Source organism: Rhizobium sp. NXC14, assembly GCF_002117485.1.
GTDB lineage: Bacteria > Pseudomonadota > Alphaproteobacteria > Rhizobiales > Rhizobiaceae > Rhizobium.
Window position 1 is genome coordinate 252,439 of the sequence record NZ_CP021033.1, and the last position, 15,095, is coordinate 267,533.

The window sequence follows — 15,095 nt, forward strand, 5'->3', positions numbered from 1 at the left end:
GTTGGAATGATGGAAAGACGCCTCATGCGACAAAGCGAAATCCGCCCGACAGCCGCAGCGTCTGCACCGTCCCTACGCCAGTATGAACTGGATCAGGTTCAACGGGTCACTGCGCCACAACAGGCAAAGCCGTATTGTTCAGCAGAATCTCAGCCCCTTGCCGGGACACCCCTGGTGAATGTTCGGCATCAAAGACCGCTGCGGCCCTGATGTCAAGCCAATGCTCACGCGTTCCCATCCGGACCTTTTGAGTCGGCGGCCAGTCCGATAGAGCTGTATTGATTGTGGATGGGCCGGCTCCGCCGGCCCATTTCACTCGCCAGGACGCTGCCGTCCATGCTCTGAATATTCGTGGCATGGTCTCATGTTTTGCTGACGGGCGATAACGTCCGTTTATTTGTCAGGCGCCTGCTGGATCACTCTATCGCAACACCATTCTTGTATTCATGGCCTATCGTTTTTTCCACACTGCCGATCTCCATCTCGACTCTCCCTTGCGCTCTCTCGCACTTCGCAACGCAGAGCTGGCCGATCTCGTCAGTGACGCCAGCCGGCAGGCGTTGGTCGCGATCGTCGATCTTTGCCTTGAGGAGCAGGTCGACGCGCTTGTCATCGCCGGCGATCTCTACGACGGGGAGCAGACGTCGATGAAGACGGCGCGCTTCCTGGCGAGTCAGCTGGAGCGGCTGCACCGGGCGGGCATTGTCGTCTTCAAGATCCGCGGCAATCACGATGCCATGTCGAAGATCGCTCGGGAACTGGTGATGCCTGATACGGTGAAGATCTTCGGCGGCCATGCCGAGATCGTGGAGGCCACGAAGGGCAGCTTGTCGGTCGCGATCCACGGCCTGAGCTTTGCGAAACCGCAAGCCCCGGACCCGCTGCTGCCGAAGTTCAAGCCGCCGGTGGCGGATGCCGTCAATATCGGCATCATGCATACGAGCCTGGCCGGATCGGCCGGACATGATGTCTATGCGCCCTGCAACGTGCTCGACCTGCATGCCTCTGGTTTCGATTACTGGGCGCTCGGGCATCTCCACCAGCGCAGCCAGTATCCCGGCACGGCGACGGTCATCATGCCCGGCATGCCGCAGGGCCGCGACATCAATGAAGCGGGCGTCAAGACCGTGTCGCTGGTGACCGTGGCGGACGACCGGACCGTGACGGTCGAGGAGCGGCGCACCAGCATCGCGCAGTTCGAGCGCGTCAATGTCGACCTCACAGGTGTCGATGATTGGCGTGAGGCGGCCATGATGGTCGAGACGGCCCTGATGGCGCAGCGCGACCGCACGGCTTCGCCGCATCTTGTCGCACGTCTCAGGCTTTCCGGCCGCACGCCGCTCTCCTGGCAGCTGCGGCGCGATGTTGATCTCATGCAGACGGAAGCCGAGCGGCGCAGCGACCTGATCGGCCGCACGTGGATCGAGAAGCTGGAACTCGCCTTCGAAGCGCCCTCGATCCCCGCAGACGCGTCCGCCGCCGATCCCGTCGTCGAACTCGGCGCGCTGATGCGCGACGAGGTCATGGCCCGCGGCGGTTTTCGTGACGATGTCAGGGAGATGGTCCGGGACCTGCTTGCCGACCTGCCGCCCGAAAGCCGGGCATTTGCCGGCCAGAACGAGGCGGGTTTTGAACGCTTCATCGACAGCCTTCTCGCCGATGGCGCCGAGGACATCGCCGCCCGGATGAAGGCGGTGGATCGGGGAGACAGCTGATGCGTCTGCGCCGCCTCGATCTCACCCGCTATGGCAAGTTCACCGATCACTCCATCGATTTCGGCGCGGCCCGTCAAGGTTCGCCGGACTTGCACATCGTCTATGGCCTGAACGAAGCGGGCAAGTCGACCACCTTCGCCGCCTATCTTGATCTGCTCTACGGCATTGGTGAGCGCAGCACCTACAATTTCCTGCATGCCTATAATACGATGAAGGTCGGTGCGCGGCTGGAATTTGGTGGTTCGGAATACGAGCTCGCCCGGCTCAAGCTGCGGACCGGCAGCCTTGTCGACGATCGGGGACAAGCTGTGAACGAGGCGCTCCTGGCCGGCGCGCTTGGCGGCGTCGGTCGCGAGGCCTATCGCACCATGTTCTCGCTCGATGATCAGTCGCTCAAGGAAGGCGGCAACGCCATCATACAAAGCAAGGGCGAACTCGGCGAGTTGCTGTTCTCGGCAAGCTCGGGTCTGGCAGGGCTCAGCCGTTCGCTGGTGACCGCGGCCGACGAAGCCAACGCGATCTACAAGAAGCGGTCGTCGAGCACGAGGCTCGCGGAACTCAAACGCTCGCTCGAAGCGCTCAAGGTCGAGCGCAATGCCATGGACACGCTTGCCTCCACCTATTCGGCCCTGAAATCGACTTATGAGCAGGCCGACGCTGCCTATGGCAAAACCACGCGGGAACTGGCCGAGGCCAAAACCCGGCATCAGGAGCTGACGCGCCTTCTCGGCGCCCTACCCGCGGCCCTGGAGCTCCGGCGGCTGGATGCAGATGCAGCCGGCATGAGCGATCTGCCGCGGCCGCCGGCCGAATGGTTCGCGCTCCTGCCCCAGCTTTCGCGCGACGAGACGCGGCTGCAGGCGCTAGTCGAAACCGCCGACCGCACGCTGCGCCAGCTTGCAGATGAGATCGAGGCGATCGCGATCGACGACAGGGCGCTGGCGGTCGCCGCGCATATGGACCTGCTGGATCAGGGTCGAGCGCGCTATCTCGCGGCTGAGAGCGACCTGCCGAAGCGCCGGCTGGCGCTGGCCGAACAGGAGGGTGAGCTGGTCAGACTGCTGGCCGATCTCGAACAGCCGGGCCATGCGAAACCCGAGGCCCTGCTGCTGCCCGCTTCGCTGATCGGCATCATCCGCGACCTCATCGAACGGCGTTCCGGCGTCGAGGCGAAACTGGCAGCCGCTGATCGGGAACTGTTGCGAGCGCGGGAGAATCTCGAAAGGCTGGACAGGGAGGGCGGCGCGCGAGATGGAGCTGGGGTCCTGGATCCCGAACGTTTCGGCCACATCGAGATCGCCCTGAGCCGGCTGGCGGGATCTGATCTCCTCGTGCGGCTTACCATGGAAGAACGCACACTTGTCCAGGCGAAACGAACGCAGGAGAACCAGTTTGAACAGCTCGCACCCTGGAGCGGCAACGCCGTCGCTCTGCGGCGGACGACCGCGGCAGAGCCTCGACAGATCGAAGCCTGGCGTGGCCGGGCGGCGGCTATCGACAAGCGGATTGGCGATCACGAGGGAAGGCTGCGCGATCTCGGCACCGAACTGGCGATGACCAAAGCCCGGATCGCGGCCTTCGTCGCCGGCGGTTCTATCGACGATACCGAGGCCGCGCGGCTGCGCGATGAACGCGATGCCGCCTGGCAGGCGCATCTCACCAGCCTGAATGCCGCCACGGCTCGGATTTTCGAGGAGCGGATGCGGCAGGACGACGTGGTATCCGCCGGCCGGCTGTCGCGGGCGCAGGAACTGGCCGAGCTGCGCCAACTCCGCCAGGCGGAAGCGGCAACGGCAGCAATGATCGAGCGGCAAAGGGAACTGCTTGGCGAAGCGCGCGCCGAACACGATGCGCTTGCCGGGCGCATCGGTGATCTGCTGCCTGAAAACATCGAATATGACGCTGAAGCCGCGGCGCGCGTGGCCGCACTCGAGACTTGGAGCACCAAGCGAGCCGCGGCGCTGGCCGCCTGGGACGATCTGCAACACGCAGAAGACACGGTGCACGCGCTTCGCATCGAACTGGACAGGCATGCCGCAACGCTTGCGGAGAGCCTTGCAGAAGCCGGTCTTGACGACGCAGACCAGCGACCGGTCGCCGAGCTGATGCAGGCTGCGAATGATATACTCGCCGCCGGCAGAGCCGAGCGGGCGGCGCGGCAGGCGCATGAGAAGGCGGTCGGCGATCTCAGCCACGATCTCAGGGAGCGCCAGCGCGACCGGCAGGAGGCGGAAGCCACCATGGCGGCCTGGGAGCGGGAATGGGCGGAGGCACTGTCGCAAACCTGGTTTGCCGACAAGGCCGGCTCTATGGCGGCCGTCCGAGCAATGCTGAATGCGCTCGCTACACTGCCCTCCATCCTGAAGGAGAGGGATGACCTCGCAAGTCGTGTTGCCGCGATGGAGCGCGACCAGCAGCAATTCCGCGAGCATATCGCCGGTCTTCTCAGAGATTGCGACCTCAGCCCGCCGCCGGCGGATATGCTCGCCTCTGCAAACGCCCTTGTGGAACGTCATGAGGCGGCGCGGCATGCGGCTCAGCTTCGGGCAGATCGGCAGGCGGATCTCGACAAGCAATTGGAAAAACGGCGTGCGCTGGAGGAGGAACTGGCCGTTCACAATGCCGGCAAGGGCGAATTGACCGGCTATTTCGCCGCTGACTCGCTTGCTACGGTCGAAGCATTCCTGAACCAGTCCCGAGAACGGGACCGGCTGGAGGAGCGGGCCGCAACCTTACGCCATCAGATCACCGAGGCATTGCGTGCTCCGAGTTTTTCCGAAGCCGAACGGCGCCTTGACGGTGTCGACGCCGCTGCGGTCGAGCGCGAGGCCATCGAGCTTGGTGCCCGGATCGAGGATCTCACCGAGCGTGCGAAGCTTCTCTATTCCGACGTGTCGCTGGCGCGGCAGAAGCTCGAGGCCGTCGGCGGAGACGACGCCGTGGCCCGGATCGAGGCCAAGCGCCGAACCATTTTCCTTGAAATCGAGGAACTGGCCGTGCGGCACCTGACGCTGCGCGCCGGCACGCTCGCGGCCGAACAGGCGCTGCATATCTATCGCGAAAAACATCGCAGTTCGATGATGAACCGCGCATCGGAGGCCTTTCGCCTGATCACCGGCGGCAATTATTCCGGCCTGACAACCCAGCCCGACCGGGATAAGGAGATATTGATCGGCGTGTCGCGCGACGGTGGTTCGAAGCTTGCGGACGCGATGTCGACCGGCACTCAGTTCCAGCTCTACCTCGCGCTGCGGCTGGCGGGTTACGAGGAATTCGCAGCGTTTCGCCCACCCGTACCCTTCGTCGCCGACGACATCATGGAGAGTTTCGACAATCCTCGCTCCGAAGAGGTTTTCCGCCTGCTCGGCGAAATGGCAAAGGTCGGACAGGTTATCTACCTTACCCACCATTGGCACCTCTGCGAGATCGCTCGAGCCGTTGTTCCGAACGTGACCATACATCAACTGCCGTGACAGGGCGCAAAGAAACGCCGCGCCCCCAATGCTCTGGGTGGGAGTCGAACTGGCGGCATTCGTTGTGAGGAGAAGCCCTGGCCGAAACATTGTCTCTGCGTCTCGGCAGGAATCAATCTTGCCACGGATCCAGCACGATAATACCCGTGCCTTCGAAACCCCGGACATTGCGGGTAACGACAGTCAGGCCGTGAACAAGGGCAGTCGCGGCAATCAAGGCATCGGCTTCATTGCGCCGGTCTGGAAGATGCAGATGCGCGCAGCGCGTCGCGACCGTATCGTCGATCGGCAGGATACGGTCGGCAAATGCTGGCCGAACCTGATTTTCCAGCCACGCACGCAGACGAGCGCCCTGCGCTGCAACACGGCGCTGGACGCCGAGTATTCCACGTTCCAATTCCAGGATCGTCATGGCGGAGATGCATAGGCCTGTTGCATCTTGCGCTCCAGCCCATGCGACCACATTGGCATCGGCCTTGCCGTCTCCGACCTTGCGTAGTTCGGAAACAACATTGGTATCCAGCAGATATTTCAAGACAGATCGACTCCTCGGGGGGCGATCTCAACACGAGGCAGGTCGAAGTCTATATTCGACAGGCCCGGCATGGAGAGAGCATCGACGAGACTGCGAGGCTTGCCGGTTAGCCGCTCGAATTCGTCATAGGTCATCAACACGTGGGATGGCTTCCCACGATCCGTGATGATGACCGGACCATTTTGCGCCGCCTTCTTTGCCCTGCTCACGTCGTGATTGAGTTCGCGGCTGGAAAGATGTGTCACGCTCATAGTCCACCTCCGATGTAGGCACTTACCTACATATAGCATCCGGAGAATGAAAGCCAAGATCGGCCATAACGCTCTTGCGCGGATCGGGCAACCCACCTTTTCGCGGCGGGAGCCGTCGGGTGACGATCGCCAAATCGATGTGGGGCACACGAGCGATGCAGGGATATTGGCTTCCCAGATCATCTCTGATCTAGTCCCGACTCTCAGCCGCGCAACCCAGCCGCGGGCTGATGGATTTGAAAAAGCGAGAGCCGTATTCTCATGACCACTCACCGCTTCATTCCGACGACCTTTCACAATGTCATCGGCTCTCTTCCGCCCGCCTTGCACATCGCTGACGGCGATACCGTCGTCACGGAGACACTCGACGCCATCGGCTATGACAAGGACGGCATCCGCTGGGCTTCCGGTCCCAACCCGATGAACGGCCCGATCTTCGTGGAAGGCGCGGAGCCCGGAGATGCGTTGACGGTCGAGATCATCAGCATGATCCCGACGAGGGACACTGGTTTTACGCGCAGCATCGTCGCGGCCAATGTCATCGATCCCGAAACGGTTCGCGAGCTGCCGCCGCGCGATATGGCGATCTGGGCGATCGACCGCGAAGCATTGACGGTCCGATTGTCCGAGCCGGTCTCCGGCCTCGATAATTTCGTTCTGCCTCTTGCGCCGATGATCGGCTGTTTCGGCGTTGCGCCCAGCCTTGGCCAGGCAATCTCGACGGCGACCAGCGGCGAATATGGCGGCAACATGGATTATCGCCTGTTCGGTCCGGGCACGACCGTTCGATTGCCCGTATCGGCGCCGGGCGCCCTTTTCTTTTTGGGTGACTGCCATGCCGTGCAAGGAGATGGCGAGATCGTCGGCACCGGCGTCGAGACGACTTTCGAAATCACGGTGCGGCTGACGGTGGACAAGAAGGCCGGGCTGGTCTGGCCACGCGGAGAAACCGCTGAAGACATCTTCACCATCGGCAATGCCCGGCCCCTCGATCAGGCGCTTCAGCACGCGACGAGCGAAATGTTGAATTGGCTGGCCTCGGATTACGGACTCGACAGGACGGCGGCCAGCCATCTGCTGGGTCAGGTGGTGCGTTACGATGTCGGCAACGTCTTCGATCCGGCCTATACGATGGCCTGCCGGGTCGCCAAGAAATGGCTGGTCCGCCGATCGTGACGGACCGGCATATGCGTCAGTCGTACCGCGACAGGAAGCGGGAAACTGTCGTCATGCAAAGCGACTTTTCCTCGACATGCGGCATATGGCTGGAATTTTCGAAGAGCACCCACTCGCAGCCGGCGACGCGATCGAGATAGGGCCTGACGACCAGGGGCGTTGCCTCGTCATATCTGCCCGAGATCAGCAGCGTCGGTGCTTCGATGCGGTCGAGCCTGTCTTCGATCGTCCAATCCTTCATCGTTCCAATGACGTGGAATTCCGTCGGGCCGTTCATGTTGCGATAGACGGTATTGTCTTCGTCCATGATGGCGAAGGTGCGCGCCACTTCGGGCGGCCATGGCACGACGCGGCAGACATGGCGATCATAGAAGACGCGCGAGGCGGCAATATAGTCCGGATCGGCAAGGCTTCCCGCCCGTTCGTGCTTCAGCAGCGTGTCCTGTACGTCCTTCGGCAATTCCTGCCGCAGCCGATTGGCTTCGGTAACCCAGGTGTGCATGTTGGCCGGCGAGTTGGCGATGACAAGGGCTTTCAGGCCTTGCGGCCGGCGCACCGCATGTTCGGCGCCGAGCATGCCACCCCAGGATTGGCCGAGGAAGGCGTAACGATGCTGGATGCCGAGATGGGCAAGCAGCGCGTCGAGCTCTTCGAGGAAGAGGCCGACCGTCCAGAAATCCGGGCCCTTGTCCGGAAGGCGGGTGGAATTGCCGTTGCCGAGCTGGTCGTAGTGGATGACCGGGCGGCCGTCGAGGGCGGCGATGTCCTTGAAGGAATCGACGTAGTCATGCGTGCAGCCGGGGCCTCCATGCGCAACGACGAGAGGCAGCTTGTCGCTTTTCAGCGAACCGGTGACGCGGTACCAGGTGCGATAATCGCGAAAGGGCAGATAGGCTTCACTTGTTGCGACTTCGGCCACCGACATCTCCATTCCTCGGAAGTCTGGAGACCATAACGCGGCGGCAGCGGCGAAGGCAGCTATCACAAGTTATAGGATGGCAATGATCGGCCATGCTCATCGAGCAGGCGGTAATGGGTGGCGCGGACGACGGCCTGGGTACGGTTGCGGGCGCCGAGTTTCTTGGCGGCGGCGTTGAGATGCATGACCACGGTCGGAACGGAACGGCCGATGATGCGCGAGATTTCCTTGGCGGAATAGCCTTCCGCCGAATGGCGCAGGCATTCGCGCTCCCGCTCGGTCAGGCGGATGGTGCCGACGCTGCGAGCCTTCTTGTCGAAAAGCGAATAGGCGCTCTCATGGAAGACGTGGGCAAGCAGGTTGAAGTCGGCGATAGCGCGCAACGCATGCCGTTCGAAATCGCGGTCGCCCCGGAAACGGATGCCGGTGACCGTCGCATAATCGCCTCCCGGCATATGCACCGGCACGGTGACACCGGTCGACATGTCGCGTTCACTCAAATAGCGCGTCACCGGTGCGGTGTCGTCGTTCATGAAGCGGTTGATCAGCGTGTCGGCATTCGTGTCGTAATTCCAGAAGAACGGAGCGCTGCTGCGCAGCGCCACCTGCTGCACCGGGTCGATGCGGAAATAACCGCGATCGAACCAATAGTCGTGCATATCTTCGGCGATGTTCCGGAGCTTCAGCAGCGACGGGATCATGATCGCGCCGTCAAGGTCGTAGGGCACCGGCGTATAGTCGTAGATCAGAGCCTCGAAGCCCAGCTGCTTCATCGCCTCGAAGGCCTGGTCGATCCGGCCGTCCAGCGTTTCATGCGCTGTAAACTGCCGTCTGATCGTTCCGATGTCGTCAAGCATGGGCTGCTCCCGGTTTCGGCGTGGCGCCCTACCCTATCACTTCTTATAGCTGGCACGGAACGCGATTTACGGTAAAAAATTAACCACGCCCAAATATTGAGCAAGGGGTATTTTCTGCTGGAGCAATCAATGTGGCGTGAAATACAGCCGGACGCGCGATTTGAGATCGATGTCGGTGGCTATCGCGTCGTCGCCTATAGCTTCGGAACCGGCAACGAGACGGTTTTCTGCCTGAACGGCGGTCCCGGTCTGCCCTGTGATTACCTGCGCGAGGCGCACTCCTGCCTGATCGACCAAGGCTACCGAGTCGTCGCCTTCGACCAGCTCGGCACCGGCGCCTCCGACCGGCCGGACGATCTGTCGCTCTGGACGATCGGCCGCTATGTCGAGGAGACCGAAACGGTGCGCAAGACGCTCGGGCTCGGAAAGGTCCACATGCTTGGCCATTCCTGGGGCGGGTGGCTCGCGATCGACTATGCGCTGACCTATCCCGAAAACCTCAAGACACTGATCCTCGAGGATACCGTCGCCGATATGCCGCATCTGATTACGGAACTGGAGCGGCTGCGGGCAGCACTCGGCCCCGAGACCGTCTCGATGATGCAGAAGCACGAGGCACAGGGCACTTACGACCACCCGGAATATCTCGCTGCCGTCACCATCCTCAACTACCGCCATGTCTGCCGCCTGGCCGAATGGCCGGCACCGGTGCGCCGCTCGCTCGACGATTGGAACATGGCGCCTTACGCGACGATGCAGGGGCCGAACGAGTTTCTTTATATCGGCAACCTCAAAGACTGGAACCGCATCCCGGATCTGCCTCGGCTGACGCTGCCGGTGCTGATCACCACGGGAGAGCATGACGAGCTGACGCCGGCGTGCGCTCTCAGGATGAAGCTCGCGCTGCCAAATGCCGAGCTCCGGGTGTTCGCCAATGCCAGCCACATGCCCTTCTACGAGAACCCGCAGGACTATTATCCGGCGCTTCTCGATTTCCTCGACCGGCACAAGGCAGCCTGATGCAAATGAAAGCGGCTCAAACCGGACGAAGACAGAGGGGCGAGCGCCGTCATGCATCGCTATAAATTCGTTCTGACCCGACCGCTGCAGTTCCTGCCGGTCATTTTCGGCATCAGCGTCATCACCTTCATTCTGGTTCGGCTGATCCCTGGCGATCCCGCACGCAACATCCTCGGCACGCGGGCGACGCCGGAGGCACTTGCCAATATTCGCGCCCAATACGGTCTCGACCAGCCGATGTGGCTGCAATATGTCTATTTCCTCAAGAACCTCGCCAATGGCGAGATGGGCAAATCGATCCTCTACAAGATCGACGTGCTGAAGCTGATCGCGACCCGCATCGAGCCGACGCTCGCGCTTGTTGCCGCCAGCGTCATCCTGTCGGTCCTGATCGCGGTGCCGATGGCGGCGATCGCCGCGCGCAATGCCGGCCGTGCGCCGGACCATGTGGTGCGCATCGTCTCGACCTTCGGTATCGGTTTCCCGCCCTTCTGGCTGGGGCTGATGCTGATCATCCTCTTCAGCGTCGAGCTCGGCCTGCTGCCGGTTTCTGGCTACGGCGCGACCCTCGGCGAAAAACTTGCGCATCTTGTGCTGCCGAGCCTGACGGTGGCGCTCTCGCTCTCGACGGTGCTGACGCGCAGCCTGCGGGCGGCAATGATCGAGGCGCTGAGATCGGATGTCGCGACGGCGGCGCGCGCCCGCGGCATGCCCGAAGCCATCGTCTTCTGGCGGCACGTGCTGCCGAATTCGCTGGTGCCGACGATCAACCTGCTCGCCGTCAACATTGGCTGGCTGATCGGCGGCACGGTTGTGGTCGAGAGCGTCTTTGCGCTGCCAGGCATGGGGCAGCTCCTCGTCAGGGCGATCTTTTCGCGTGACTATATGGTGGTGCAGGGCGTCGCCATGGTCTTTGCCTGCGCCACCGTGCTGATCAACTTCATCGCCGACATCGTCACCGTTGCCGTCGATCCGAGGGTGAAGCTATGAGCATCGAGGCGACAGCACCCGCGTCCCCTGGCTGGCGCCGCCTTCTCGGCCGGCGGTCGATGTTTGCCGTTGGCGCCGGCGTGCTGCTGTTCTTCATCCTGCTGGCGCTTGGCGCGCCTCTTATCGCGCCCTATGACCCGATCATGCAGAATGCCGAGGTGCGCCTGCAGGCGCCTTCGCTGCTTCACCCCTTCGGCACCGACAATTTCGGCCGTGACATCCTTTCCCGCGTCATCTGGGGTGCGCGCATCGATCTCCAGATGGCGCTGATCGGCGTCGTCTTCCCCTTTCTGATCGGCACGACGGTCGGCACGATCGCCGGTTTTTTCGGCGGCGTCGTCGACGCGCTGTTCATGCGTCTGGTCGATATCATTCTTGCCTTTCCCTTTCTCGTGCTGATGCTGTCGATCATCGCGATCCTTCGCCCCGGGCTCGGCAGCTTCTACATCGCCATGGCGCTGGTCGGCTGGGTTTCCTATGCGCGGCTGATCCGGGCGCAGATGCTGGTGCTGAAGGGCAGCGATTACGCCGTCGCCGCCGTCAGCCTCGGCTTCAGCCGCCCGCGTATCATGTTCCGGCACTTGCTCCCGAACGCGATTGCCGGCTCGATCGTCTTTTCCATGTCCGATGCGACATTGGTGCTGCTCAGCGGCGCGGCCGTCAGCTATCTCGGCCTCGGCGTCCAGCCGCCGATCGCCGAATGGGGTGTCATGGTCGCCGAAGGGCAGAGCTTCATCACCACAGCCTGGTGGATCACCCTGTTTCCCGGCCTCTCCATCGTCTGCCTCGCCTTTGGCTTCAGCATGCTTGGCGACGCGCTCGGCGAATTGCTGGGAGTGCACGAATGAGCGGGTCCGTGCTCTCCGTCCGCGATCTCACCGTCAGGGCGCATCTCGATTCCGGCCCGCGAACGCTCATCGATGCGGTCTCGCTCGACCTCGGCCGCGGTGAAATTCTCGGCCTCGTCGGCGAGAGCGGCTCGGGCAAGAGCCTGTTCTGCCGCTCGCTGGTGCGCCTGCTGCCCTCCTCGCTGCTGACGATCGAAAGCGGTAGCGTGCTGCTCGAAGGGCGCGATCTCATGCGGGTCGACGATGGCGAGATGCTGAAGGTGCGCGGCGGCGAGATCGGCATGATCTTCCAGAACCCGACCAGCCATCTCGATCCGGTGATGCGCATTGGCGACCAGATCGCCGAGGGCATCCGCTATCATCAGGGTCTCGGCGCCCGCGAGGCTCGCGCGGCAGCGACGGACATCCTGGCGCAGGTCGGCTTCCCCGATCCGAAGCGCCAGTACGATAGCTACCCGCATGAATTTTCCGGCGGTATGCGGCAGCGGGCGATGATCGGTGTGGCCCTGTCCTGCAATCCGAAAATCCTGATCGCCGACGAGCCGACGACGGCGCTCGACGTCACCATCCAGGCGCAGATCCTGCGGCTGTTGATCGACATTCGCGACCAGCGCGGCCTGTCGATCATTCTGATCACCCACGATCTCGGCATCGTCGCCCAGACCTGCGACCGCATCGCCGTGCTGCGCGGCGGCAAGCTCATCGAAGAGGGGCCGAAGCGGGCCATCCTGGCGCGGCCGCAGCATCCCTATACGATCAACCTGATCAACAGCCATCCTTCGCTGCCGGGCGGGATAGCCGCACCGACGCTCGAGCTTGCCGAGGTCAGGCGGCCGGCGAGACCCTTGCTGGAAATCGACGATCTGCATGTGCGCTTCAGGGGCGGCGGCAGCCTGTTCAAGGGCAGTGCCAAGACGATCAGCGCCGTTGCCGGCGTCAGTCTGCAGATCATGCCTGGCGAGACGGTCGGCATTGTCGGCGAATCCGGCAGTGGCAAGAGTACGCTTGCCCGCGCCGTGCTGGGATTGACGCCGCTTTCTGCCGGCCACGTCACGTTCGACGGCATCGATCTCGCGCAGCAGAGGAGCGCGGGCCTTGCAAAGCTCAGGCGCGAAACGGCGATGGTGTTCCAGGACCCCTACAATGCACTGAACCCGCGGCTGACGATCGGACAGATGCTCGCCGAGGTATTGAAGGTCCAAGGTAAGGTCGCCGCCGTCGATATCTCGGCACGCATCGGCGAGCTGCTCGATCTCGTCGGTCTCGAACGCGAATTCGCCGAGCGCAAACCGCGCAGCATGAGCGGCGGCCAGTGTCAGCGGGCCGGCATCGCCCGCGCGCTCGCCGTCGAGCCGAAGCTGATCATCGCCGACGAATGCGTGGCGGCCCTCGACGTCACCATCCAGGCGCAGATCATCGAGCTTTTCCGCCAGCTCACCGCCAAGATGAACCTCACGCTGGTCTTCATCGCCCATGATCTGGCGATCGTGCGCAATCTCTGCCAACGCGTCGTCGTGATGTATCGCGGCGAGATCGTCGAGGAGGGCCGCTCCGACGAGGTCTTCGCGCGGCCGAAGCATGCCTACACCGCGGCGCTGATCGCTGCCATTCCCGACATCGATCCCGACAAGCCGCTGCTGCAAGGCACCGGCCGCAGGGAAGAGCCGCAATCCATATCCATCAAACGCATGCCATAACAAAGAAGGGAACGAACTGATGACAAACAGGTGGAAATCAATCGGGCTCGCCGCCATGCTCACTGGCCTGACGCTGAGTGCGAGCTATGCCGAGGCCGCCGGTGTGCTCACCATCGGCCGCCGCGAGGATTCGACGACATTCGATCCGATCAAGACCGCGCAGAACATCGACAATTGGGTGTTCTCGAATGTCTACGATGTGCTGATCCGCGTCGACAAGACAGGCACGAAGCTGGAGCCGGGGCTGGCCGAAAGCTGGACCGCCTCGGATGACGGGCTGACCTATACGCTCAAGATCCGCGACACGAAATTCTCCGACGGTTCGTCGCTGACGGCGGAAGATGCGGCCTACAGCCTGCTGCGCATCCGCGACGACCCTACCTCGCTCTGGAGCGATTCCTACAAAGTGATCGACACGGCGGTTGCGACCGACGCGCATACGCTGACGATCAAGCTCAAGAATCCGTCCGCGCCTTTCCTCTCGACGCTGGCCCTGCCCAATGCCTCGGTCATTTCCAAGAAGGGCATGGAATCGCTGGGACCCGATGCGTATGGCGAGAAGCCGATCGCATCCGGCGCCTTCGTGGTCGACGAATGGCGGCGCGGCGACCGCGTCATCCTCAAGAAAAACCCGAATTTCTGGGAAGCCGACCGCGTCAAGCTCGACGGCGTCGAGTGGATTTCGGTGCCCGATGACAACACCCGCATGCTGAACGTTCAGGCCGGCGAGCTCGACGCTGCGATTTTCGTGCCCTTCTCCCGCGTGGAAGAGCTGAAGAAGGATCCGAATCTGAATGTCGCCATCGACGCATCGACACGCGAGGACCATCTGCTGATCAATCACGCGCATGGCGCGCTCGGCAAGAAGGAAGTTCGCCAGGCCTTGGACCTTGCGATCGACAAGAAGGCGATCGTCGACACCGTCACCTTCGGCCAGGGCACCGTCGCCAATTCCTACATTCCGAAGGGTGCGCTTTATTACTACGCCGACAACCTGCAGCGGCCCTATGATCCCGCAAAGGCGAAGGAGCTGCTGGCTGCTGCCGGAGCCTCCGACCTAACGCTGAATTACGTGGTGCGTGCCGGCGACGAAGTCGACGAGCAGACGGCCGTCTTGGTCCAGCAGCAGCTACAGAAGGCCGGCATCACCGCCAATCTACAGAAGGTCGACCCGAGCCAGGAATGGGATATGCTCGTTGCCGGCGACTATGACATCTCGGTCAACTACTGGACCAACGATATTCTCGACCCGGACCAGAAGACCACCTTCGTCCTCGGCCACGATTCCAACAACAACTATTTGACCAATTATAAGAACGAGGCAGTGAAGGAACTGGTCGCCAAGGCGCGTCTCGAGCTCGATCCGAAGAAGCGCGAAGCGATGTATGTAAATCTGCAGAAAATGGCCAAGGACGACGTCAACTGGATTGACCTCTATTATAGCCCTTACATCAACGTCTCGCGCAAGAATATCGAGAACTTCCACCAGAACCCGCTCGGCCGCTTCTTTCTGGAAGACACGGTCAAGAACTGAGTTCGTGCAGCATGCAAAGGCTCCGCCGCCTTTAGGGCCGCGGAGCCTCGTTCATTGCCGCGACAAGTGAATGATCGGCT

12 protein-coding genes and 1 riboswitch are annotated in these 15,095 nt (G+C 62.4%); of the genes, 8 read left to right on the top strand and 4 right to left on the bottom strand.

All coding sequences use genetic code 11. From position 1 onward, the window contains the following. Window positions 1–51: 51 nt before the first annotated feature. Window positions 52–183: riboswitch (TPP riboswitch) on the bottom strand. A gap of 263 nt (window positions 184–446) precedes the next feature. Next, window positions 447–1,715 carry a DNA repair exonuclease gene (locus NXC14_RS29220; RefSeq protein WP_085781507.1) on the top strand — a complete coding sequence of 423 codons (1,269 nt, stop codon included), beginning with the start codon at window positions 447–449 and terminating at the stop codon, window positions 1,713–1,715. Beyond that, on the top strand, window positions 1,715–5,188 hold the full coding sequence (locus NXC14_RS29225; RefSeq protein ID WP_085781508.1) for an AAA family ATPase: 3,474 nt from the start codon (window positions 1,715–1,717) through the stop codon (window positions 5,186–5,188). Before NXC14_RS29220 ends, NXC14_RS29225 begins: the two co-directional genes overlap by 1 nt. Before the next feature lie 112 nt (window positions 5,189–5,300). On the opposite strand, the gene NXC14_RS29230 is transcribed toward NXC14_RS29225, so the two are convergent. Continuing rightward, window positions 5,301–5,723 carry a type II toxin-antitoxin system VapC family toxin gene (locus NXC14_RS29230; protein ID WP_085781509.1) on the bottom strand — a complete coding sequence of 141 codons (423 nt, stop codon included), beginning with the start codon at window positions 5,721–5,723 and terminating at the stop codon, window positions 5,301–5,303. Then, window positions 5,720–5,974, bottom strand: coding sequence for a type II toxin-antitoxin system Phd/YefM family antitoxin (locus tag NXC14_RS29235; RefSeq protein ID WP_085781510.1), 255 nt, complete (start codon window positions 5,972–5,974; stop codon window positions 5,720–5,722). Before NXC14_RS29235 ends, NXC14_RS29230 begins: the two co-directional genes overlap by 4 nt. A gap of 261 nt (window positions 5,975–6,235) precedes the next feature. On the opposite strand from NXC14_RS29235, the gene NXC14_RS29240 reads away from it, so the two are divergent. Then, complete coding sequence (locus tag NXC14_RS29240; RefSeq protein ID WP_085781511.1) at window positions 6,236–7,150, top strand: acetamidase/formamidase family protein; 915 nt, start codon at window positions 6,236–6,238, stop codon at window positions 7,148–7,150. Window positions 7,151–7,166: 16 nt separating this feature from the next. On the opposite strand, the gene NXC14_RS29245 is transcribed toward NXC14_RS29240, so the two are convergent. Beyond that, complete coding sequence (locus tag NXC14_RS29245; RefSeq protein ID WP_085781512.1) at window positions 7,167–8,081, bottom strand: proline iminopeptidase-family hydrolase; 915 nt, start codon at window positions 8,079–8,081, stop codon at window positions 7,167–7,169. Window positions 8,082–8,131: 50 nt separating this feature from the next. Continuing rightward, a complete protein-coding gene (locus NXC14_RS29250) occupies window positions 8,132–8,926 on the bottom strand; it encodes a LuxR family transcriptional regulator (RefSeq protein WP_085781513.1) in 795 nt (264 codons plus the stop codon). Between the two features lie 129 nt (window positions 8,927–9,055). Here NXC14_RS29250 and NXC14_RS29255 point away from each other — a divergent pair, with 129 nt between their 5' ends. From NXC14_RS29255 to NXC14_RS29275, 5 genes are read left to right on the top strand one after another with little or no spacing between them, the layout of a single operon-like run. Further along, complete coding sequence (locus NXC14_RS29255) at window positions 9,056–9,946, top strand: proline iminopeptidase-family hydrolase (RefSeq protein ID WP_085781514.1); 891 nt, start codon at window positions 9,056–9,058, stop codon at window positions 9,944–9,946. A 51-nt stretch (window positions 9,947–9,997) separates the two neighbouring features. After that, complete coding sequence (locus NXC14_RS29260) at window positions 9,998–10,936, top strand: ABC transporter permease (protein WP_085781515.1); 939 nt, start codon at window positions 9,998–10,000, stop codon at window positions 10,934–10,936. Next, window positions 10,933–11,784: an ABC transporter permease gene (locus tag NXC14_RS29265; RefSeq protein ID WP_085781516.1), complete on the top strand. Its 852-nt coding sequence runs from the start codon at window positions 10,933–10,935 to the stop codon at window positions 11,782–11,784. Before NXC14_RS29260 ends, NXC14_RS29265 begins: the two co-directional genes overlap by 4 nt. Further along, window positions 11,781–13,481: an ABC transporter ATP-binding protein gene (locus NXC14_RS29270; protein WP_085781517.1), complete on the top strand. Its 1,701-nt coding sequence runs from the start codon at window positions 11,781–11,783 to the stop codon at window positions 13,479–13,481. The genes NXC14_RS29265 and NXC14_RS29270 overlap by 4 nt, the downstream gene beginning before the upstream one ends. Window positions 13,482–13,500: 19 nt before the next feature. After that, window positions 13,501–15,015, top strand: a complete 1,515-nt coding sequence (locus tag NXC14_RS29275) for an ABC transporter substrate-binding protein (protein ID WP_085781518.1) — start codon at window positions 13,501–13,503, stop codon at window positions 15,013–15,015. Window positions 15,016–15,095: the final 80 nt, after the last annotated feature.